The sequence below is a fragment of the Nocardioides zeicaulis genome (genome assembly GCF_042432345.1).
GTDB lineage: Bacteria > Actinomycetota > Actinomycetes > Propionibacteriales > Nocardioidaceae > Nocardioides > Nocardioides zeicaulis.
In genome coordinates this window covers 1,444,623-1,464,388 of the sequence record NZ_JBHLXH010000001.1, presented here as the reverse complement: position 1 = coordinate 1,464,388, position 19,766 = coordinate 1,444,623, and the positions used below count along the sequence as shown (strand labels likewise).

At 72.1% G+C, this 19,766-nt stretch carries 20 protein-coding genes; 9 read left to right on the top strand and 11 right to left on the bottom strand.

Annotated elements, in window-relative coordinates; genetic code table 11:
• Positions 1-35: 35 nt before the first annotated feature.
• Both ACFFJG_RS07230 and cysD read right to left on the bottom strand, forming a co-directional pair.
• Positions 36-1,307: a sulfate adenylyltransferase subunit 1 gene (locus ACFFJG_RS07230; protein WP_378517926.1), complete on the bottom strand. Its 1,272-nt coding sequence runs from the start codon at positions 1,305-1,307 to the stop codon at positions 36-38.
• Positions 1,307-2,221, bottom strand: coding sequence for a sulfate adenylyltransferase subunit CysD (cysD, locus tag ACFFJG_RS07225; RefSeq protein ID WP_378517925.1), 915 nt, complete (start codon positions 2,219-2,221; stop codon positions 1,307-1,309). Before cysD ends, ACFFJG_RS07230 begins: the two co-directional genes overlap by 1 nt.
• A 102-nt stretch (positions 2,222-2,323) precedes the next feature.
• Between cysD and ACFFJG_RS07220 the strand changes: the two genes are divergently transcribed.
• Positions 2,324-3,520, top strand: coding sequence for a glycoside hydrolase family 16 protein (locus ACFFJG_RS07220; RefSeq protein WP_378517924.1), 1,197 nt, complete (start codon positions 2,324-2,326; stop codon positions 3,518-3,520).
• On the opposite strand, the gene dtd is transcribed toward ACFFJG_RS07220, so the two are convergent.
• Complete coding sequence (dtd, locus tag ACFFJG_RS07215; RefSeq protein ID WP_378517923.1) at positions 3,521-3,949, bottom strand: D-aminoacyl-tRNA deacylase; 429 nt, start codon at positions 3,947-3,949, stop codon at positions 3,521-3,523.
• A 17-nt stretch (positions 3,950-3,966) separates the two neighbouring features.
• On the opposite strand from dtd, the gene ACFFJG_RS07210 reads away from it, so the two are divergent.
• Positions 3,967-4,806, top strand: coding sequence for a beta-keto acid cleavage family enzyme (locus ACFFJG_RS07210; RefSeq protein WP_378517922.1), 840 nt, complete (start codon positions 3,967-3,969; stop codon positions 4,804-4,806).
• Positions 4,807-4,971: 165 nt separating this feature from the next.
• Here ACFFJG_RS07210 and ACFFJG_RS07205 read toward each other — a convergent pair whose 3' ends face one another.
• From ACFFJG_RS07205 to cysC, 3 genes are read right to left on the bottom strand one after another with little or no spacing between them, the layout of a single operon-like run.
• Positions 4,972-5,979 (bottom strand): sulfite exporter TauE/SafE family protein, encoded by a 1,008-nt coding sequence (locus ACFFJG_RS07205; RefSeq protein ID WP_378517921.1) that lies wholly within the window; start codon positions 5,977-5,979, stop codon positions 4,972-4,974.
• Positions 5,979-6,521 carry an arsenate reductase/protein-tyrosine-phosphatase family protein gene (locus tag ACFFJG_RS07200; protein ID WP_378517920.1) on the bottom strand — a complete coding sequence of 181 codons (543 nt, stop codon included), beginning with the start codon at positions 6,519-6,521 and terminating at the stop codon, positions 5,979-5,981. The genes ACFFJG_RS07205 and ACFFJG_RS07200 overlap by 1 nt, the downstream gene beginning before the upstream one ends.
• Complete coding sequence (gene cysC, locus ACFFJG_RS07195; RefSeq protein WP_378517919.1) at positions 6,518-7,735, bottom strand: adenylyl-sulfate kinase; 1,218 nt, start codon at positions 7,733-7,735, stop codon at positions 6,518-6,520. Before cysC ends, ACFFJG_RS07200 begins: the two co-directional genes overlap by 4 nt.
• A gap of 40 nt (positions 7,736-7,775) precedes the next feature.
• On the opposite strand from cysC, the gene ACFFJG_RS07190 reads away from it, so the two are divergent.
• The 4 genes from ACFFJG_RS07190 (at position 7,776) to ACFFJG_RS07175 (ending at position 10,631) form a co-directional block, all read left to right on the top strand.
• On the top strand, positions 7,776-8,756 hold the full coding sequence (locus tag ACFFJG_RS07190; protein ID WP_378517918.1) for an asparaginase: 981 nt from the start codon (positions 7,776-7,778) through the stop codon (positions 8,754-8,756).
• A gap of 93 nt (positions 8,757-8,849) precedes the next feature.
• Entirely contained in the window at positions 8,850-9,272 is a 423-nt protein-coding gene (locus ACFFJG_RS07185) for a helix-turn-helix domain-containing protein (protein ID WP_378517917.1), read from the top strand.
• Positions 9,273-9,324: 52 nt separating this feature from the next.
• Positions 9,325-10,215: a hypothetical protein gene (locus tag ACFFJG_RS07180; RefSeq protein WP_378517916.1), complete on the top strand. Its 891-nt coding sequence runs from the start codon at positions 9,325-9,327 to the stop codon at positions 10,213-10,215.
• A 119-nt stretch (positions 10,216-10,334) separates the two neighbouring features.
• Entirely contained in the window at positions 10,335-10,631 is a 297-nt protein-coding gene (locus ACFFJG_RS07175) for a DUF2516 family protein (protein WP_378517915.1), read from the top strand.
• A 10-nt stretch (positions 10,632-10,641) separates the two neighbouring features.
• Here ACFFJG_RS07175 and ACFFJG_RS07170 read toward each other — a convergent pair whose 3' ends face one another.
• From ACFFJG_RS07170 to ACFFJG_RS07160, 3 genes are read right to left on the bottom strand one after another with little or no spacing between them, the layout of a single operon-like run.
• Positions 10,642-12,042, bottom strand: coding sequence for a sugar nucleotide-binding protein (locus ACFFJG_RS07170; RefSeq protein WP_378517914.1), 1,401 nt, complete (start codon positions 12,040-12,042; stop codon positions 10,642-10,644).
• A gap of 55 nt (positions 12,043-12,097) precedes the next feature.
• Positions 12,098-13,096, bottom strand: a complete 999-nt coding sequence (gene rfbB / locus ACFFJG_RS07165) for a dTDP-glucose 4,6-dehydratase (RefSeq protein WP_378517913.1) — start codon at positions 13,094-13,096, stop codon at positions 12,098-12,100.
• A gap of 10 nt (positions 13,097-13,106) precedes the next feature.
• Positions 13,107-15,008: a DUF4012 domain-containing protein gene (locus ACFFJG_RS07160; protein WP_378517912.1), complete on the bottom strand. Its 1,902-nt coding sequence runs from the start codon at positions 15,006-15,008 to the stop codon at positions 13,107-13,109.
• A gap of 62 nt (positions 15,009-15,070) precedes the next feature.
• Here ACFFJG_RS07160 and rfbA point away from each other — a divergent pair, with 62 nt between their 5' ends.
• A complete protein-coding gene (gene rfbA / locus ACFFJG_RS07155; RefSeq protein WP_378517911.1) occupies positions 15,071-15,937 on the top strand; it encodes a glucose-1-phosphate thymidylyltransferase RfbA in 867 nt (288 codons plus the stop codon).
• A gap of 13 nt (positions 15,938-15,950) precedes the next feature.
• Here rfbA and ACFFJG_RS07150 read toward each other — a convergent pair whose 3' ends face one another.
• Together ACFFJG_RS07150 and gmd are read right to left on the bottom strand one after the other, a co-directional pair.
• On the bottom strand, positions 15,951-16,898 hold the full coding sequence (locus ACFFJG_RS07150) for a GDP-mannose 4,6-dehydratase (RefSeq protein ID WP_378517910.1): 948 nt from the start codon (positions 16,896-16,898) through the stop codon (positions 15,951-15,953).
• Positions 16,895-17,875 (bottom strand): GDP-mannose 4,6-dehydratase, encoded by a 981-nt coding sequence (gmd, locus tag ACFFJG_RS07145; RefSeq protein WP_378517909.1) that lies wholly within the window; start codon positions 17,873-17,875, stop codon positions 16,895-16,897. Before gmd ends, ACFFJG_RS07150 begins: the two co-directional genes overlap by 4 nt.
• Positions 17,876-17,916: 41 nt before the next feature.
• Between gmd and galE the strand changes: the two genes are divergently transcribed.
• Entirely contained in the window at positions 17,917-18,930 is a 1,014-nt protein-coding gene (gene galE / locus ACFFJG_RS07140; RefSeq protein ID WP_378517908.1) for a UDP-glucose 4-epimerase GalE, read from the top strand.
• On the top strand, positions 18,930-19,748 hold the full coding sequence (locus tag ACFFJG_RS07135) for an N-acetylmuramoyl-L-alanine amidase (RefSeq protein ID WP_378517907.1): 819 nt from the start codon (positions 18,930-18,932) through the stop codon (positions 19,746-19,748). Before galE ends, ACFFJG_RS07135 begins: the two co-directional genes overlap by 1 nt.
• Positions 19,749-19,766 lie beyond the last annotated feature (18 nt).

The window sequence follows — 19,766 nt, the reverse complement described above, 5'->3', positions numbered from 1 at the left end:
GCCTCTGGGGAGCGCAGTGCCCTGGGTCAGCCGGGTCAGCTGCCGCTGTTGATCATGCCCGCGCCGACGGTGACGCCAGTGGCCTCGTCGATCAGGATGAACGAGCCCGTGGTGCGGTTCTTGGAGTACGGGTCGCACAGCAGCGGCACCGTGGTGCGCAGCTGGACGCGGCCGATCTCGTTGAGCCCGAGCTCGCCGGCGTCCTGGTCGCGGTGCAGCGAGTTGACGTCGAGGCGGTACTGGATGTCCTTGACCATCGCGCGACCCGTGCGGGTGGTGTGCTTGATGGCGAGCTTCTGGCGCGGGCGCAGCGGCTCGTTGGTCATCCAGCAGACCATCGCGTCGATGTCCTGGCTGGGCTTCGGCGCGTTCTTCACCCGGGCGATCATGTCGCCGCGCGAGACGTCGACGTCGTCCTCGAGGCGCACCGTGACCGACATGGGCGGGAACGCCTCGTCGACCTCCTCGTCGAACAGGTCGATGGCCTCGATCTTCGAGGTCATGCCCGAGGGCAGCACGATGACCTCGTCGCCCTTCTTCAGCACGCCACCGGCGACCTGACCGGCGTACCCGCGGTAGTCGTGGTGCTCGTCGGACTTGGGACGCACGACGTACTGCACGGGGAAGCGGGTGTCGACCAGGTCGCGGTCGGAGGCCACGTGCACGTGCTCGAGGTGGTGCATGAGCGTCGGGCCGTGGTACCAGGGCGTGTTCTCGGAGCGGTCCACGACGTTGTCGCCGTTGAGCGCCGAGATCGGGATGACCTCGAGGTCGGGGATGTTGAGCTTGGTCGCGAACTGCGTGAACTCCGCGTGGATCCGCTCGTAGGTCTCCTCCGACCAGTCGACCAGGTCCATCTTGTTGATGCAGAGGACCAGGTGCGGGACGCGCAGCAGCGAGAGCAGCACCGCGTGGCGGCGCGACTGCTCGGTGAGCCCGTGACGCGCGTCGACCAGCACCAGGCCGAGGTCGGCGGTGGAGGCGCCGGTGACCATGTTGCGGGTGTACTGCACGTGCCCGGGGGTGTCCGCGATGATGAACTTGCGGGTCGGGGTGGCGAAGTAGCGGTAGGCCACGTCGATCGTGATGCCCTGCTCGCGCTCGGAGCGCAGGCCGTCGGTGAGCAGCGACAGGTCGACGTAGCCGTGGCCCTTGTCGGTGGAGGTCTTCTCGACCGCCTCGAGCTGGTCGGCGAAGATCGACTTGCTGTCGAAGAGGAGGCGACCGATCAGGGTCGACTTGCCGTCGTCGACGGAGCCTGCGGTCGCGAAGCGGAGCAGGTCCATCTGGCCATCGGTGGCGCCCATCAGAAGTAGCCTTCCTTCTTGCGGTCTTCCATGGCCGCCTCGGAGAACCGGTCGTCGCCGCGGGTCGCGCCGCGCTCGGTCACCCGGGCGGCCGCGACCTCGGCGATGATCTCGTCGATCGTGCTGGCGGTGGACTCCACGCAGCCGGTGAGGGTGATGTCGCCGCAGGTGCGGAAGCGCACGGTGCGCTCCTCGGCGACCTCGCCGGCGCGCATCGGGTTGAGCGGGGTCTCGGTCATCAGCATGCCGTCGCGCTCGAAGACGCGGCGCTGGTGGCTGAAGTAGATCGAGGGGATCTCGATGCCCTCGCGACCGATGTAGTCCCAGATGTCCAGCTCGGTCCAGTTGGAGATCGGGAAGATGCGCATGTGCTCGCCGGCGTGCAGGCGGCCGTTGTAGAGGCTCCACAGCTCGGGACGCTGCATCTTGGGGTCCCACTGGCCGAACTCGTCGCGGTGGGAGTACACGCGCTCCTTGGCGCGGGCCTTCTCCTCGTCGCGGCGACCGCCACCGAAGGCGGCGGTGAAGCCGTTGGACTCGATGGCGTCGAGCAGCGTGGCGGTCTGCATCCGGTTGCGGCTGGTCTTGCCGTCGTCGACGACCACACCGCGCTCGATGGCGTCGTCGATCGAGGCGACGACCAGGCGCACGCCGAGGCGGTCGACCCAGTTGTCGCGGGTCTCCATCACCTCGGGGAAGTCCAGGCCGGTGTCGACCTGCATGATCGGGAACGGGATCTTGGCCGGGTAGAAGGCCTTCTCCGCCAGGCGGAGCATGACGATGGAGTCCTTGCCACCGGAGAACATCAGGACCGGCTTCTCGAACTCGGCGGCGACCTCACGGAAGATGTGGATCGACTCCGCCTCGAGCTGGTCGAGCTGACTCAGCTGGTAGTCGGCGTGGGTGTTGGTCATGTCGCAGCAGGGACCTCTCTTGTGACAGCAGCCCACATCGTAGCCACGCCGGGACCCCCGGAGAATTCGCGTGTCACGGGCGCGTCCGCCAAAATCCCTCGAATGAGTGAGACCCGACCGCTGCGACGCACCTCCCGCCTGCGCCGGCCCGCCGCCCTGCGCCTCGTCGCAGCACCCGCGGCCGGCCTGCTCGCCGTGTCGCTGGTCGCCGCCGGGTGCTCCTCCTCCGACAGCTCGGGGCCGCCGTCGTTCACGCCGAGCGACGACGTCTCGGTGCGCGTGCTGCCGCAGCTCGCCGCCGACGGCGAGGACACCGAGGCCGCGGCGGACGCCGCCTGGGTGGTCGAGGCGACGGTCGACGGCGCGGACGCCGGCACCGGCGTGACGCTGTGGTCGAAGGGCGACGACGGCTGGCACGACGTCGACGAGGCCGAGACCGACGACGAGGGCACGGTGTCGCTCACCACGCGCGACGAGGGCGACCTCCGGGTCGTGGTCGGCTCCGGCGACGACGCGCGCGGCGCGGAGGCCTCGACCGCTGACGCTCCCGAGGCGACGTTCACCGACGACTTCGACGAGGACACCGTCGACGAGCCGGGCTCCGCGTGGCACACCCGCGACCAGGGCTACACCGGGGTGCGCACCTGCTCGCGCGCGGACGCCGACGCGACCGAGGTCGCCGGCGGCGTGCTGCGGCTGACGGTGGCCGAGGACCCGACCCGCGAGGGCGACACGTGCCAGCTGCCCGGACGGCGCAAGCGCTACCCGTTCCGGGTCAACGGTCACGTCGGCACGCAGGGCACCTACGGGTTCACCTACGGCTACGCCGCCGCCCGCATCCGCACCCAGTCCGCCCGCGGCCAGCACGCGGCGTTCTGGATGCAGAGCGTCGACGGCCAGGAGCCGCTCGGCGCGAAGGAGGGCGGCGCCGAGATCGACGTGATGGAGTACTTCGGCGACGACCACCCCGAGGGCGGCCTGACCAGCTTCACCTACTTCCTCGACAAGGCCGGCAAGAAGCAGACCGTGGGCGGCTGGCTGCCCGACGTCGAGGACCTCGGCGACGACTGGTCGGAGCAGTACCACGTGTTCTCGGTGGAGTGGACGCCCACCGAGTACGTCTTCCGCATCGACGGGCGGGTGACGCAGCGCCTGGAGGGCGTGACCTCGGGCCAGCCCGAGTTCCTGATCCTCAGCCTGCTGTCGTCGGACTACGAGCTGCCGCGCTTCAACGGCGAGCTGCCCGAGCACATGGACGTCGACTGGGCGCGGGTCTGGGAGACCGGCCCGAAGGGCTGATCACGGGCTGTCGAGCACGAGGGTGATCGGGCCGTCGTTGACGCTCTCCACCCGCATGTCCGCACCGAACCTGCCCCGCTCGACGTGGGCGCCCAGCTGCTCGAGGGCGTCGCACACCGCGTCGTAGAGCGGCTCGCTGACCGAGCCGGGAGCCGCGGCCTGCCACGTCGGTCGCCGGCCCTTGCGCGCGTCGCCGTACAGCGTGAACTGGCTGACCACCAGCACCGGCGCCCCGACGTCGCTGGCACTCCTCTCCTCGCGCAGCAGGCGCAGGTCCCAGATCTTGCGCGCGGTCCACGACACCTCCGGCGCGCCGTCGTCGTGGGTCACGCCGAGGTAGACCAGCAGGCCCGGACCGTCGAGCGCGCCGACGACCTCCCCCTCGACCCGGACGCTGGCGGAGAGGACCCTCTGGATCACGGCGCGCATGGTGCAAGGATGCCGCCATGCCCTCCCAGATCACGGCAGACGCCCTGCTCATCACGGTCGCCCCCACCGGGGCCGAGACCGCGAAGTCCGACTGCCCGCAGCTCCCCACCACCCCGGAGGAGATCGCGCGCACCGCCGCCGAGTGCGAGGCCGCGGGCGCGGCGATGATCCACCTGCACGTGCGCGACGGCGAGCACGCCCCCACGCTCGAGCAGCCCCTGCTGCGCGAGTGGGTGGCGGCCGTGCGGGAGTCCTCGTCGCTGGTCGTCCAGCTCTCCACCGGCGGCTCGGTGCACGACCCGCTCGACGAGCGCCTGAAGGTCCTCGACGCCGAGCCCGACTCCTGCAGCCTGACGATGGGCACCACCAACTTCGGCGACGACGTGTTCCTCAACCCGTGGCCGTTCGTGAAGGACCTCTACCAGCTCGCCCTCGAGCGCGGCGTCGCGCCGGAGTTCGAGCTCTTCGACCTCGGCCAGGTCCACGCGCTCGGCCGCCTCATCCGCGAGCACGGCACCCCCGCCGGCGGCAAGGTCCACGTCGACTTCGTGATGGGCGTGCCCGGCGGCATGCCCGGCACCGCCCCCGCGCTCGTCGCCGGGGTCGCGGCCCTGCCGCCCGAGGTGACGTCGTGGTCGGCCACCGGCATCGGGCGCTCCACGCTGTCGGTCGCGATGGCGTCGCTGTCGATGGGCGGCCACCTGCGTGTCGGCATGGAGGACGTGCTCACGATCAGACGCGGCGTGCCCGTGGAGTCCAACGCCCAGCTGGTCTCCCGCGCCGTCGACCTCGGCCGCATCGCCCAGCGCACGCCCATGACGCCCGCCGGGTGCCGGGAGCTCCTCGGTCTCTCCTGAGGGATTGCGTCGGCTCGCCGGGGTGAGGGTGGCGGGATACGACATCGTGTCGGCCGTCTGGCGTGTCGGATGCCGCCAGGGTGGCGGCCCCCGGGGTGAGGGTGGCGGGGTACGACATCGTGTCGGCCGTCTGGCGTGTCGTATGCCGCCAGGGTGGCGCTCGGCCTACGAGTCGTCGACCTTCTTCATCCCGACGACGCCGGGGCGGTAGGAGGGGTCCTCGAGCTGGGCGATCGTGGGCGAGCCGAACATCGGCAGGCCCTGGGTCTTGCGGATGACGCCCCACACGATCGGGAGCACCAGCAGCACGACCAGGCCGACGCCGGCGATCAGCATCGGGTGGGTGTCGTCCTCGCCGGCGCCGAGCGGCGCCCAGCCGGCCTTGTCGAGCAGCGCGACGCCGCTCATCGTCAGCACCACCACGATGCCGCGGCGGATGAACGACTGCGGGACGCGCGGGGCGATGGCGGAGCCGATCAGGGTGCCGGGCACGGAGCCGATGACGAGGGGCACGAGGATGCCCCAGTCGAGCCCGTGCAGGGCGATGTTGGAGACGGCGGCGGCGAGCACCAGCGGGACGGCCTGGACGAGGTCGGTGCCGACGAGCTTCACCGCCGACAGGCCCGGGTAGAGCATCAGCAGGGCGATCATGATGACCGAGCCCGACCCGACGCTCGTGATGCCGACCAGGAGCCCGCCGAGGGCGCCGACGAGCACGGTGGGCAGCGGGCGGACCGGCGGGTTGTCGTCGGGGCGGGCGCCGCCGCGGACGCGGACGAGGTTGATGTAGAGGCGCAGCGCGTAGGTCGCGGCCGCGAGGAGCAGCGCGAAGCCGATGCAGAGCTTGAGGGTGTCGTCGATGTCCTCGGGGTCGACCACCCACGAGACGAGGTGGGGGCCGAGCAGCGCCATCGGGATCGACCCGATCATCAGCCACTTCGCGAGCTGCATGTTGGGCGAGCCCTCGCGCTTGTGCACGATCGCCCCGCCGGTCTTGTAGATCGCCGCGGCGGTGAGGTCGGCGGTGACGACCGTGGCGGCCTCGCCGACGCCGAGGAAGATGAGTGCGGGCGTCATCAGCGCGCCGCCGCCCATGCCGGTGAGCCCGACCACCACGCCGACGAAGAAGCCGGCGGCGAGGATCGAGAAGAAGGTGGCAGTGATCCAGTCCATCAGCTCTCCTGGGGGGTGCCGGTCAGGCGGGGGACGATCGCGCTGAGCATGGCAGTGATTGTGCCGGTCGCGGCGCGGGCGGCCGCCGTGCCCCGCCGGTAGGGGTCGGGCACGTCGTGCTCCGGCACGGCGCGGGCGCGCCGCGCGCCGGCCTCGCGGACCAGCTCCGCGCCGGAAAGGCCGGGCAGGTCGTCGATGGTCGCGGCGAACTGACCGAGCGTGAAGACCTTGCGGTGCAGCGCCGGGAAGTCGTCGAGCACGTGGCGGCGGTGGACGTCCTCGGCGGTCAGCACCAGGTCGGAGCCGGCCAGCAGGTCGGGGGTGAGGTGGCGGCTGCGGAACGAGTCGACGTACGCCGCCGGGCCGGTGGGCAGGGTCTCGACCATCTCGGGGTTCATCGGCTGGCCGTCGCGCGCGTGGGTGCCGGCGCTCGCCACCTCGACGGCGGCGCCGCCGACGAGGTCACGGGCGAGGAGCTCCATGGTGGGCGAGCGGCAGATGTTGGCGGTGCACACGAAGAGCACCCGCAGCGGGGCGCTCATGCGTCCGCGCGGCCCGCCTGCGCGAGGTGGAGGTAGCCCGCGTCGTCGAGCGCCACGAGGACGTCGTCGAGGGCGTCCTCGATCGTGCGGCCCGTGGTGTCCACGCGCACCGCCGGGTCGACCGGCTCCTCGTAGGGGGAGGAGATGCCGGTGAACTCGGGGATCTCGCCGGCGCGCGCCTTGGCGTAGAGGCCCTTGCGGTCGCGGCGTTCGCACTCCTCGAGCGGGGTCGCGACGTGCACGAGGAAGAAGGCGCCGCCCGCGTCCTCGACCATCTGCCGCACCTGCTCGCGCGTCTCGGCGAAGGGCGCGATGGGGGAGCAGACCGCGACGCCACCGTGTCGGGCGATCTCGGCGGCCACCCAGCCGATGCGGCGGATGTTGGTCTCGCGGTCGGCCTTGGAGAACGTCAGCCCGGCCGACAGGTGCCGGCGCACGACGTCGCCGTCGAGGCTGGTCACCGAGCGCCCGCCCTGCTCGAGCAGGAGGTCCATCAGGGCGCGGGCCAGGGTCGACTTGCCGCTGCCCGACAGGCCGGTGAAGAACAGCACCAGCCCCTGCTCCTCGGGAGCGGGACGGTCCTCCGCCACGACGTCCGCGATCGCGGCGGGGTACGACGGCTCGTCGGGGTGGTCGGCGTCCGGCCCACCGTCGGGCAGGGCGTGGACCGGGTCGGGGCCGGCGTAGGTCGCCACGACCCGGGCGCCCAGCTCGTGGTCGGCGGCCGCGTCGCCGTGGGAGGGCAGCGGGACCGCGACCACCGTCGCGTCGCCCAGCTCGGCGGCGGCGGCGAGGGTGGCGCGCACGAGCGCGACGGGGGACAGCGACGCCGTGCCGGTGCCGGTCAGCGCGACCAGCACGACCCGGCCCAGGCCGCGCAGCCCGTCGAGCTCGCGCTGGGTGAGGGCGTCGGCGACCGGGACGAACGTGGCGCCGGCGTGCTGCTCGCGCACCTGGGCGGGCGTGAGGTGCAAGCGGCGGAAGGGGCCGTACTGCGCGTGGGTCAGCGGCTCGAGCGAGCCGTCGGGGGCGACGCGCGCGAGGGGCAGCCCCTCGGGGTCGACCAGCTCCACCGGGTCGGGGCCTGCCGCCTCCGGCAGCTCCAGGGTGACCGGGCTGCCGGGCTCGTTGAAGCGGGTCAGGGGGGCGTACGCGCCGGAGACGAGGAGCTCCAGGTCGTCGAGCTCGGTCGGCGTCGGGCAGTGCTGGATCACCCGCGCATCCTCTCAGACCGGCGCTCGGTAGCCTGCCCGCATGCCTGCTGCAGACACGTCCGCCGCCGCACGTCCGATCGTGGCGGAGATCGTCCGCTCCGGATTCGTCGAGGGCCACCACTACGGCTCCCTGGTCGCGCTGGGCGCCGACGGGTCGGTCGACTGGTCCGTCGGCGCGGTCGACGTGCCGGTCCTGCCGCGCTCGAGCAACAAGCCGGTCCAGGCGCTCGCGATGGTGGAGCACGGGCTCGACCTCCCGGACGACCTGCTGGCCCTGGCCTGCGCGTCCCACTCGGGCGAGCCGTTCCACGTCGAGGGTGTACGCCGGATCCTGGCCGGCGCGGGGCTGGACGAGTCCGCGCTGCAGACCCCTGCCGACTACCCGCTCGACGACGGGGCCCGCGAGGACGTCCTCCGGGCCGGCGGCACGCGGGCGCCGGTGCTGATGAACTGCTCGGGCAAGCACGCCGCCATGCTCGCGACCTGCGTGGTCAACGGCTGGGACACCGCGACCTACCTCGATCCCCAGCACCCCCTGCAGCAGGCCGTGCTCGCCACCTTCTCGCGCCTCACCGGCGAGCCCGTCGACACCGTCGCGATCGACGGGTGCGGTGCCCCGCTGCTGTCCACCTCGCTGGTCGGCCTCGCGCGCGCCTTTGCCACGCTCGCCTCGGCCGGCGGCGGACCAGAGCGCCGCGTGGCCGAGGCGATCCGCCGCCACCCCGAGCTCGTCAGCGGCACCACGCGCGACGAGCTGGCGCTGCACCGCGCGGTGCCGGGCCTCATCGGCAAGGCCGGGGCGGAGTCCTGCTACGCCGTGGCGCTCCCCGACGGGCGCGCGTGGGCGCTGAAGACCGACGACGGGGCGCCTCGCGTCCGCCCGGTGCTGATGGCCGAGGCGCTGCGCCGCTCGGGCCTGCTGGAGGAGGACGGCGTGGACGCCGAGGCCGTCGAGGCGACCGGCCGGCACACGCTGCTGGGCGGCGGTCGCCCGGTCGGCGAGATCCGTGCTGCCTTCTAGCTAGCAGGCGGAAGGCACGGTTCTCTTGGACTTGTGAGCGCAGTCACCCGCCCACGACTTGAGTTTGCTAACTCTTGTTAGCACACTGGAGGCATGGCGAAGGAGAAGGGCGCCAAGCAGGGCGCCATGGGATCGACGACGAAGGCCGTGGCCGGGTCGCTCGGTTCCCTCGGCGACTACCTCAAGGAGCAGCGCCTCGGGGCGAGCCTGTCGCTGCGCCAGCTGGCCGACCAGGTCGGCGTGAGCAACCCCTACCTCAGCCAGATCGAGCGCGGCCTGCGCAGGCCCTCGGCCGAGGTGCTGCAACAGCTGGCCAAGGCGCTGCGGGTGTCCGCGGAGCAGCTCTACGTGCGCGCCGGCATCGTGCACCCCGACCCGGGGCAGGCGGGCTCCGTCGAGCTCGCCGTGCTCGCCGACGCGGGGCTCACCGAGCGGCAGAAGCAGTCGCTGCTCGACGTGTACGCCTCCTTCCTCGCCCTCAACGACCGGGACCAACCGGGTCCCGACGAGCTCTGAGACCACCCCGCCACCACCCCGCCACCACCCGCCATCACCTAGGAGACCCGACATGGCCACCGCCACGCTCGACACCATCAAGTCCGAGGCCCTCAAGCCCGTCCTCGCCGGGGTCGGTGTCACCGACCTCGCCGTGGGCGCCGTCCGTGAGGCCGTCGCCGACGTGCAGAAGCGCGTCGCCGCCGTGCAGAAGGACGTGACCGCCCGCGTGTCCGACGTCCAGCGCACCGCCGCCGACCCGAAGGCCCTGCGCGAGCAGGCCGTCACCGTCGTGAGCGCCCGCGTCGACGCCCTCGCCAAGGACGCCCAGTCCCGTCGCGCCGCCGTCGAGGCCCGCGTCGCCGAGCTGCAGGCCGAGGCGCGCGCCTACCCCGCCAGGGTCTCCTCGCTGGTCGACGAGAACGTCGCCGCTGCCAACGCCGCGTACGCCGAGCTGGTCAAGCGCGGCGAGACCCTCGTGGGTCGCATCCGTCGCCAGGAGTCGACGCAGGCCACGGTGAAGTCCGCGAGGACCACCGTCGCCAAGGCGAAGACCACCGCGACCCAGGCCGAGAAGGCCGCCGAGGCCGAGACGACCGCGACCAGGAAGGTCGCCACCGCCCGCACCGGCGCGGCCAGGAAGTCGCCGGCCACGAAGACCGCCGCCAAGAAGTCGGCCGCCGCCACGAAGTCCACCGCCAAGAAGTCGGCCGCCGCCACGAAGTCCGCCGCCACGAAGTCCACCGCCACGAAGACCACCGCCACGAAGACCACCGCCACGAAGACCACCGCGGCGAAGACCGCCAAGAAGGCCCCGGCCAGGAAGGCGCCGGCCCGCACGGCGCCGACCCGTCAGACCGAGGTCGCGCAGGCCAGCGCCAAGGCCACCGCCACCTCCGCCCAGAAGACCGCGGCCCACGCGGTGCAGGCCGTCGTCGACGCCGCCGAGAAGGTCGGTGACTGAAGGGACGACGAGCAGCTGACGCTGTTCTGACGCCTGTCGTCGGCCGAGGGCCCCGTCCATCCGGACGGGGCCCTCGTGCGTCCCCGGCCGGGGGTGGCGCCGGCGACTACGCTGGGGGCGTGTCCTTCTACGCCGTCCAGAGCACCACGATGCTGGTGGTGCTCGTCGTGCTCCTCGCGATCAAGGGCTTCGCGTTCGTCAACGCGCTGACCTACCGGGCCGAGGCCTACGACGCCGCCGGCAAGCTCACCAAGCCGGCGTGGTGCGCCATCACCGGCCTCGGCTTCGCCGCTCAGCTGATCCTGATCAGCTCGTCGCCGCTCGGCATCATCCACCTCGCCTTCACGATTGCCGCGCTCGTGTACCTCGCCGACGTGCGTCCCGCGCTGAAGGAGGTCACCTCCTACCGGAGGTGAGCCCCGCGGGTCAGGCGAGGTAGCGGTCGAGCGCGACCAGGGCGTCCTCGGGCTCGAAGCCGGTGGCGCGGATCTTCTCCAGCGACATCGCCGAGCCCAGCGGCCGCGGCGCGAACGGCCGGCCCTGCGCGAGCACGCCGTCGGCGTACTCCTGCGTCGTCGTCCCGGACACGTCGTCGCGGCTGCGGCCCGAGCGCTCGAAGACCGCCTGCGCCACCTCGCGCCACGACATCGCGGGGCCGCCGTTGGAGACGTGGTAGGTCCCGTAGGGGGCCGTGGAGTCGAGCAGGTGGCGCGTGGCGCGGACCAGCTCGTCGGTGAAGGTGAGCCGACCCACCTGGTCGTCGACGACGCTGGGTGAGACGCCCTTGCCGGCGAGCTCCTGCATCGTGCGGACGAAGTTCTTGCCGTCGCCGATCACCCACGACGTGCGCAGCACGTAGTGCCGCGGCGCGAGGCCGACCGCGACGTCGCCGGCCGCCTTGGTCTGGGCGTAGACCCCGAGCGGCGAGAGCGGCTCGTCCTCGACGTGGCCCGGGTCGACAGGGGCGGTGCCGTCGAAGACGTACTCGGAGGAGAAGTGCACGAGCGTGAAGCCGTGCTCGCGCGAGAGCCGTGCCAGGGTGGCCGGCCCGGTCGCGTTGGCGGCCCAGGCGGCGACGCGGCCCTCGGGCGTCTCGGCGGCGTCGACCGCGGTGTAGGCCGCGGCGTTGAGCACCGTGCCGTACTCGTGCCACGGCCAGGCGGCGACGGCCTCGGCGTCGGTGAGGTCGAGCTCGGCGCGGGTGACGGCGTGCGCCGAGGGGAGCGCGGCCGACAGGGCGCGCCCCAGCTGGCCGCCGGCGCCCAGCACCAGGGTGCGCCTGGGCGGCATCGGCACCACGTCTCCCAGGCGCGGGTTGGCGCGGTCCTTCTCGGAGAGCTCGGCCTCCTCGAGCGGGATCGGCCACGGGATCGCGGCGGTCTCGTCGCCGAGGTGGAGGGCGGGGTAGGCCACCCCGGGACGCCAGTGGTCGTTGACCAGGTAGGTGTAGGCCGTGCCGTCCTCGAGCGCCTGGTAGGAGTTGCCCACCCCGCGGGGCACGAAGATCGCGACCGACGGGTCGGCCTCGAGGTGGAACGTCGTGCCGAAGCTCTCGCCCTCGCGCATGTCGACCCACGCGCCGAAGATCCGGCCGGTCGCCAAGGAGACGAACTTGTCCCACGGCTCGGTGTGGATGCCGCGGGTGGCGCCGCGCGAGGCGTTGAAGGAGATGTTGTTCTGCACCGGCCCGAAGTCGGGCAGGCCCAGCGCCACCATCTTCTCGCGCTGCCAGTTCTCCTTGAACCAGCCGCGGGCGTCGCCGTGCACGGGCATGCGCACCACGAGGAGGCCCGGGATGGGCGTGGTCTCGACGGAGAGGTCGGTCATCGGGGTCCTCTGTCTCGTGAGGGGACGGGGTCCCTCCTCGACCAGCGGCGGCGGCTCACTGGCCCTTCTGCGCGTACTTCGCCTCGGTCGCGTCCTTGTGGGGGCGCCACCAGTCCTCGTGCTCGCGGTACCACGCGATGGTGTCGGCGAGCCCTGCCTCGAAGTCCTGGAACTGCGGCTGCCAGCCGAGCTCCTGGCGCAGCTTGCCCGACTCGATCGCGTAGCGGAGGTCGTGGCCGGCGCGGTCGTTGACGTGGTCGAAGGCGTCCTCGGGCTGGCCCATGAGGGTCAGGATCAGGCGGACGACCTCGAGGTTGTTCTTCTCCCCGTCGGCGCCGATGAGGTAGGTCTCGCCGATGCGGCCGCGCTCGAGGATCGCCAGGACGGCCGAGGAGTGGTCCTCGGCGTGGATCCAGTCGCGGACGTTCTCGCCGGAGCCGTAGAGCTTGGGCCGCACGCCGTCGATGACGTTGGTGATCTGGCGCGGGATGAACTTCTCGACGTGCTGCCAGGGGCCGTAGTTGTTCGAGCAGTTCGACACGGTGGCGCGCAGGCCGAAGCTGCGCACCCACGCGCGCACGAGGTGGTCCGAGCCGGCCTTGGAGGCGGAGTAGGGGGAGGACGGGTTGTAGGGGGTGTCCTCGGTGAAGCGCTTCGGGTCGTCGAGCTCGAGGTCGCCGTAGACCTCGTCGGTGGAGACGTGGTGCAGGCGCTTGTCGTGCTTGCGGACCGCCTCGAGGATCGTGTAGGTGCCGAGGATGTTGGTCCGGATGAACGGGCTGGGGTCGTTCAACGAGTTGTCGTTGTGCGACTCCGCCGCGTAGTGGACGACCGCGTCGTGGGCCGCGACCAGCGGGTCGACGACGTCCTCGTCGGCGATGTCGCCGACCACGAGCTGCACCCGGTCCTCCGGCAGCCCGGCCAGCGACTCCTGCGAGGAGGCGTAGGTCAGCTTGTCGAGGACGGTGACCCGCAGGTCGGTGTGGGCGACGATGTGGTGCACGAAGTTCGACCCGATGAACCCCGCGCCCCCGGTCACGAGAAGGCGTTCCATGCGCCGGAGTCTAGGGTGCCGGGCGGGCGCCGGACGATCCCACCACGGTGAAGCTCGGCTGGGTGACCAGGCCCGGGTCGGCCCACGTGGCGGTGCCCGCGGCGCTCCGGGTCCAGCCCTCGGGCAGGTCCGAGACGTCGTAGCCGGCGGGCCAGTGCACGGTCACCGAGACCGATTGGGGCACGACCATCCCCTGCGGCGTCGCGTCGAGCCGGTAGGCCAGCGTGCCGTCGCCGGGCGCCGTCGCCGCCTCGGGGACGACGTACTCCAGCTCCACCGTGCGGGTCTCGGTGGGCGGCAGGGTCAGGCGCAGCAGCTTGTAGGGGCGGCCGTAGTAGTCGAAGACGTCGGTGCCCACCGCCTTGCCGGCGACCGTGGCCGAGCCGACCTCGACGCCCTCGGGCAGGAACACCCCGAGGGTCATGCCGTTCCAGCGGGTGAGGCTGGTGCCGCCGCGGGGGTCGCCGAACGGCGCGATGTAGGGCGGCGAGTCGTTGTGCACGGTGACGGTCATCCGCACCTTCGCCGACCCGTCCTCGCGCAGCCGCACGTCGCTGGTGACCGAGCGCCGCTGCCAGTAGTCGGACTTGCTGGCGTTGGTGTTCTGGTTGAACACCGCGAGGTAGTCGTGGTCGGTGTCGGAGAGCTCCCCGGAGAGACCGACGTCGGTGATCGCGGCCTGCACGTCGGGGTCGCGCATCCACAGCGCGAAGTGGCGTCCGCGCGCGGAGTCGCGGATCGACTCGATCTTCTGGCGGCCCTGGCCGGGGGAGAACAGGCGGTCGGAGAACACCGGGACGAGGGCGAGGTTGAGGTCGTGCCGTGCGGCGTTGGAGGGGTAGGCGTCGTAGTCGCCGACCAGCTTCTGGACGAAGTTGGAGGAGTCGATGGTGCCGTAGACCGGGACGTCGACCGGGCCCGTGATGCGCAGCAGGTCGGCCAGCGCGACCACGTCGACCGCCACCAGGCCGTCCTGCGGAGCACCGCCGCGGCGCTCCCAGCCGCGCAGCAGCTCCTCGCCGGAGACCGACCAGTCGGGGGCGTAGGTGGAGGTGGAGATACGCAGCTTGCCGGTGTGGAACGGGTTGCCGTCGACGCGCGGCCAGCGCCCGACCTTGTAGAGGTCGCGGTCGGTGGTGTCACGGGCCTCGCCGACGGTGAGCCGCCCGTCGGAGACGGTGAGCGGGGCGAGGGTCAGCGGGGCGCCGCCGGAGAAGCGCTGCTCGCTGGGGTTGAGCAGGGCCAGCAGGTACGACCGGGGCTCGCCCGCGCCGAACAGGTCGGGCAGCGCGTCGGTCAGCGGCTTCGTGGCGCGGGCGGTCGAGGCCAGCGGGGTGACGACCTCCTCCGCCTGGTCGCGGGCGTCGGCGAGGCGGGTGCCGACGCCGAGCGCGGAGTCGTGCACCGCGCCCAGCTCGACCTGGGCGGCGTCGAGGTTCGCGCTCGCGGTCGACACCGCGTCGACCAGCACCCGCAGGGCGTCGACGTCGACCGACCCCCCGCGCAGCAGCGTCGCGTCCTTGCCGTTGACCGTCGGCCACGCCTCCACGGCCAGCTCGGCCGTGGAGGTCAGCCGGTCGAGCGCGTTGCCGAGGTGCCGCACGTCGGACACCGGTGCGCCCACGACCGGGACCAGGCTCCAGACGTCGCCGCCGATGCCCTGGATCGCGCCCTGCAGGTCGTCGGTGTGGGCCCGCGCCCCGGCGATGCTGGTGCGGGCGGCGTCGAGGTCGCCCGCCGAGAGCGCGTCACGGGCCGCCTCGAGGTCGGTCCGGGCGTGCTCGGCGCTGGCGGGCGCCGTGCGGAACGGGATCGCGAGGAGGGCCAGGACCACGAGCAGGAGCAGCAGGCCGCCGATGACGGTGGCCGGCCGGACCAGCCGTCGCGGCGTACGGCGACGGGAGGACGGCATGCGCACATGGTGCCAAACGGTGTGGAGCAGCACCTGCGGAACCGGACCTCTAGGGTGAGGCCATGCGCGGAATCATCCTGGCCGGTGGCACCGGCTCCCGGCTGCACCCGATCACCCAGGGCATCAGCAAGCAGCTGGTCCCGGTCTACGACAAGCCGATGATCTACTACCCGCTCTCGACGCTGATGCTCGCCGGCATCCGCGACGTCCTCATCATCACCACGCCCCACGAGGCCGAGGCCTTCCACCGGCTGCTCGGTGACGGCTCGCAGTTCGGGATCAACCTGACCTTCGCCACGCAGCCCTCGCCCGACGGGCTCGCGCAGGCGTTCATCATCGGTGCCGACCACATCGGCGACCAGCGGTCCGCCCTCGTCCTGGGCGACAACATCTTCTACGGCTCCGGCCTCGGCAGCCAGCTGCTGCGCTTCTCCGAGCTCGACGGTGCGGCCGTCTTCGGCTACCACGTCGCCGACCCCCGGGCGTACGGCGTGGTCGAGTTCGACGACCAGGGCCGGGCCCTGTCGCTGGAGGAGAAGCCGGAGAACCCCAAGAGCGACTACGCCGTGCCGGGTCTCTACTTCTACGACAACGACGTCGTGCAGTACGCCGCCGAGCTGGAGCCGTCGGCGCGCGGCGAGCTCGAGATCACCGACCTCAACCGGCGCTACCTCGAGGAGGGCCGGCTGCACGTCGAGGTCCTGCCCCGCGGCACCGCCTGGCTCGACACCGGCACGTTCGACTCCCTCAACGACGCCTCCAACTTCGTGCGCACCATCGAGGGCCGCCAGGGATTCAAGGTCGGTGCGCCGGAGGAGGTCGCCTGGCGGATGGGCTTCCTCTCCGACGACGAGCTCGTCGCCCGCGCCGAGCCGCTCCGCAAGTCCGGCTACGGGGAGTACCTCCTCGGGCTGCTGCAGCACGGCTGAGGCACCTCGCACCTCAACCAGCGGGGAGCGTGAGGTCGGCCTCGACCATGCGGCGCACGATCTCCTCGAACCCGACGGTGGGCTCCCAGCCGAGCACCTCGCGGGCGCGGGTGGCGTCGCCGACGAGCTCGGTGGGGTCGGCGGGACGGAAGAACGCGGGGTCCTGGTGGACCAGCGGCTCCCAGTCGTCGATCCCGGCGGCGCTGAAGGCGGCGGCGACGAGCTCGCGCACCGAGTGCGCGACGCCGGTCGCCACGACGTAGTCGCCGGGCACCTCCGCTCGTGCGGCGCGCACCATCGCGTCGACGTAGTCGGGCGCCCAGCCCCAGTCGCGGCGTGCCTCGAGGTTGCCGAGCGCGAGGCGGTCGGCGTCGCCGCGCGCGATGGCGGCGACCGTCGAGGTGATCTTGCGGGTCACGAAGCGCGCGGGCCGGCGGGGCGACTCGTGGTTGTAGAGCACGACGCTCGACACGTGCTCGTCGCGCTGGCGGAGCACGCCGGCGGTGAGGTGGGCGTAGGCCTTGGCCGCGCCGTAGGGGTTGACCGGACGTACGGCGGTCGCCTCGGTCTGCGGCGACTCGGCCGGCTCGCCGAAGATCTCGGCGCTGGAGGCCTGCACGAAGCGGACGCCGCCGACCTGGCGCGCCGACTCCATCAGCGCCACCGCCGCCTGCCCGTTGACCCGCGCGGTGAGGTCGGGCTCGTCCCACGACTGGGCCACCGAGCTGATCGCCGCGAGGTTGTAGACCTCGCTCGGCGCGACCTCGAGGAGCAGCCGCCGGGTGCCGTCGACGTCGGCGAGGTCGCCGCGGTGCAGCACGACGGCCTCCGGGCAGTGGGCGGGATGGCCGTCGGCGGCGAGCACCAGCGCGTGCACCTCGAGCCCGTCGGCGAGCAGGCGCTCGGCGAGGTAGGTGCCGTCCTGGCCGCCGATCCCCGTGATGAAGGCCCTCGCGGTCACCAGCCGGCCTTGGCGGCGGCGATGTCGCTGTCGACCATCATCGCCACGAGCTCGGCGAACGACACGGTGGGCGTCCAGCCGAGCTTCTCCTTCGCCTTGGTGGCGTCGCCGATGAGCAGCTCGACCTCGGCGGGCCGCATGAAGCGCGGATCCTGCTTGACCAGGTGGGCCCAGTCGTCGATGCCGATGTGCTGGAACGCCAGGTCGAGGTAGTCGCGGATCGACCACGTCTCGCCGGTGGCGATGACGTAGTCGTCGGCGGAGTCCTGCTGGAGCATCCGCCACATCGCCTCGACGTAGTCCCCGGCGTAGCCCCAGTCGCGGCGGGCGTCGAGGTTGCCGAGGGTGATGTCGTCCTGCAGGCCCAGGCTGATCCGGGCGACGGCCTGGCTGATCTTGCGGGTCACGAACTCCGGCCCGCGGCGCGGCGACTCGTGGTTGAACAGGATCCCCGACGAGGCGTGCATGCCGTAGGACTCGCGGTAGTTGATGGTCATGTAGTGGCCGTAGACCTTGCTCACGCCGTAGGGCGAGCGCGGCCACAGCAGGGTGCTCTCCGACTGGGGCACCTCCTGCACCTTGCCGAACATCTCCGAGCTCGACGCCTGGTAGAACCGGATGCTCCCCGGGTCGTCGCCGGCGTGCAGGCGCACGGCCTCGAGCATGTTGAGCACGCCCATGCCGGTCACGTCGCTGGTGACGAAGGCGTTCTCCCACGAGTACGCCACGAACGAGATCGCGCCGAGGTTGTAGACCTCGTCGGGCTCGGAGTCGCGCATCGCGCGCATCAGGCTCGACAGGTCGGTGAGGTCGCCGTTGTGGAGGGTGACGTCGGGGACGACCTTCTGCACGAGCTCGCGGCGGGGGTTGTTCTGGCCGCGGATCAGCCCGTGCACGTCGTACCCCTTCTCGAGCAGCAGCTCGGCGAGGTAGAGGCCGTCCTGGCCGGTGATTCCGGTGATCAGAGCGCTGGGCATGGTCACAGTCTGTCAGCCGCGGGAATCGTTAGGGTGACGTCATGAAGATCCTCGTCAGCGGCGGTGCCGGCTACATCGGCTCGCACACCGTCATCCAGCTCGTCGCCGCCGGCCACGACGTCGTCATCGTCGACAACTTCAGCAACGCGCACCCGACGGTGCTCGGCCGCATGGAGGCGCTGACCGGGACCGCGCTCACGTTGCACTCGTTCGACCTGTGCGACTACGACAAGACCGAGCACCTCTTCGCCGCCGAGGCGTTCGACGCCGTCATCCACTTCGCCGGCTACAAGGCCGTCGGCGAGAGCGTCGCGAAGCCGCTGGACTACTACGAGAACAACCTCGGCTCGACCTTCTCGCTGGTGCGCGCGATGCAGCGCCACGACGTCGACAGGCTGGTCTTCTCCTCCAGCGCCACCGTCTACGGCACCGACCAGGCCGGCGCCACCGAGGACCAGCGCACCTTCGCCACCAACCCCTACGGCTGGACCAAGGTCATGCAGGAGCAGATCCTGCGCGACGTCGCCGTCGCCGCGCCCCACATGCGCATCGCGCTGCTGCGCTACTTCAACCCGGTCGGCGCCCACGCCTCCGGCACGATCGGCGAGGACCCCTCGGGCATCCCCAACAACCTGATGCCGTTCATCGCCCAGGTCGCGGTCGGCAAGCGCGACAAGCTGTCGGTCTTCGGCGACGACTACGACACCGTCGACGGCACCGGCGTGCGCGACTACATCCACGTCGAGGACCTCGCTGCCGGCCACGTCGCCGCGCTCGAGAAGCTGACCGTCACCGACGAGCCGGTCAGCACCTGGAACCTCGGCTCCGGCCACGGCACCAGCGTCCTCGAGCTGCTCCACGCCTTCGAGCGCGCGGTGGGCCGCGAGCTGCCCTACGAGGTCGTCGACCGCCGCCCCGGCGACGTCGCGACGTCCTACGCCGACCCCTCCAAGGCCAACGCCGAGCTCGGCTGGAGCACCCAGCGCACGATCGACGACATGGCCGCCGACACCTGGCGCTGGCAGTCGCAGAACCCCCAGGGCTTCGGCGGCTGATGCTCCGCCGGCTGCTCGTCCCCCTCGTCCTCGCGCTCGCGCTCGCGGGGGTCGGCGGCGGCGTCGCCGGCGCGACTCGAGCGGAGATATCTCCGCTCGACGCACGCAATAGCGTGCGTCCAGCGTCAACGGCGGTCGACAAGTCCACCGATCCGCTCGCCGGACGGGTCGTGGTCATCGACCCCGGCCACCAGCTCGGCAACCACCACTTCCCCGAGGAGATCGGCCGCCCGGTGCCGGCGGGGGGCTTCACCAAGCCCTGCAACACCACCGGCACCGCCACCGACGGGGGCTACCCCGAGGCCACGTTCGCCTGGCAGGTCTCGCGGCTGGTCGCGAAGCGGTTGCGCGCGCTCGGCGCGACCGTGCGGATGACCCGGCACAGCAACCGCGAGGACCGCTGGGGGCCGTGCGTCGACGTGCGTGGGCGGGCCGGCAACGCGATCGGCGCCGACCTCAAGGTGTCGGTGCACGCCGACGGCTCGTACGCCGCCGGGGCGCGCGGGTTCCACGTCATCGTCCCGCCCGACCGGGCGCCGTGGACCGACGACATCGCGGCGCCCTCGCTGCGGCTGGCGGGGTCGCTGAAGGCTGGGTTGCTCGCAAAGCGGTTCCCGGTCGCGAACTACGTCGCCGGCGGCGACGGGCTCGACGTCCGCTCCGACCTCGGCACCCTCAACCTCTCCGACGTCCCGACCGCGATGGTCGAACTCGGCAACATGCGCAGCGCCGCCGAGGCGCGAGTGATGACGTCACCGCGCGGTCGAGCCCGCTACGCCCGCGCGCTGGTCTCCGGGATCCGCGCCTTCCTCGGCTGACCGCGAGCTCGGGTGATC

Excerpts from the sequence above, each read along its gene's own strand:
- ACFFJG_RS07230 (WP_378517926.1), bottom strand. The coding sequence starts at position 1,307 with ATGGGCGCCACCGATGGCCAGATGGACCTGCTCCGCTTCGCGACCGCA.
- cysD (WP_378517925.1), bottom strand. The coding sequence starts at position 2,221 with ATGACCAACACCCACGCCGACTACCAGCTGAGTCAGCTCGACCAGCTC.
- ACFFJG_RS07220 (WP_378517924.1), top strand. The coding sequence starts at position 2,324 with ATGAGTGAGACCCGACCGCTGCGACGCACCTCCCGCCTGCGCCGGCCC.
- dtd (WP_378517923.1), bottom strand. The coding sequence starts at position 3,949 with ATGCGCGCCGTGATCCAGAGGGTCCTCTCCGCCAGCGTCCGGGTCGAG.
- ACFFJG_RS07210 (WP_378517922.1), top strand. The coding sequence starts at position 3,967 with ATGCCCTCCCAGATCACGGCAGACGCCCTGCTCATCACGGTCGCCCCC.
- ACFFJG_RS07205 (WP_378517921.1), bottom strand. The coding sequence starts at position 5,979 with ATGGACTGGATCACTGCCACCTTCTTCTCGATCCTCGCCGCCGGCTTC.
- ACFFJG_RS07200 (WP_378517920.1), bottom strand. The coding sequence starts at position 6,521 with ATGAGCGCCCCGCTGCGGGTGCTCTTCGTGTGCACCGCCAACATCTGC.
- ACFFJG_RS07190 (WP_378517918.1), top strand. The coding sequence starts at position 7,776 with ATGCCTGCTGCAGACACGTCCGCCGCCGCACGTCCGATCGTGGCGGAG.
- ACFFJG_RS07185 (WP_378517917.1), top strand. The coding sequence starts at position 8,850 with ATGGCGAAGGAGAAGGGCGCCAAGCAGGGCGCCATGGGATCGACGACG.
- ACFFJG_RS07180 (WP_378517916.1), top strand. The coding sequence starts at position 9,325 with ATGGCCACCGCCACGCTCGACACCATCAAGTCCGAGGCCCTCAAGCCC.
- ACFFJG_RS07170 (WP_378517914.1), bottom strand. The coding sequence starts at position 12,042 with ATGACCGACCTCTCCGTCGAGACCACGCCCATCCCGGGCCTCCTCGTG.
- rfbB (WP_378517913.1), bottom strand. The coding sequence starts at position 13,096 with ATGGAACGCCTTCTCGTGACCGGGGGCGCGGGGTTCATCGGGTCGAAC.
- ACFFJG_RS07160 (WP_378517912.1), bottom strand. The coding sequence starts at position 15,008 with ATGCCGTCCTCCCGTCGCCGTACGCCGCGACGGCTGGTCCGGCCGGCC.
- rfbA (WP_378517911.1), top strand. The coding sequence starts at position 15,071 with ATGCGCGGAATCATCCTGGCCGGTGGCACCGGCTCCCGGCTGCACCCG.
- gmd (WP_378517909.1), bottom strand. The coding sequence starts at position 17,875 with ATGCCCAGCGCTCTGATCACCGGAATCACCGGCCAGGACGGCCTCTAC.
- galE (WP_378517908.1), top strand. The coding sequence starts at position 17,917 with ATGAAGATCCTCGTCAGCGGCGGTGCCGGCTACATCGGCTCGCACACC.
- ACFFJG_RS07135 (WP_378517907.1), top strand. The coding sequence starts at position 18,930 with ATGCTCCGCCGGCTGCTCGTCCCCCTCGTCCTCGCGCTCGCGCTCGCG.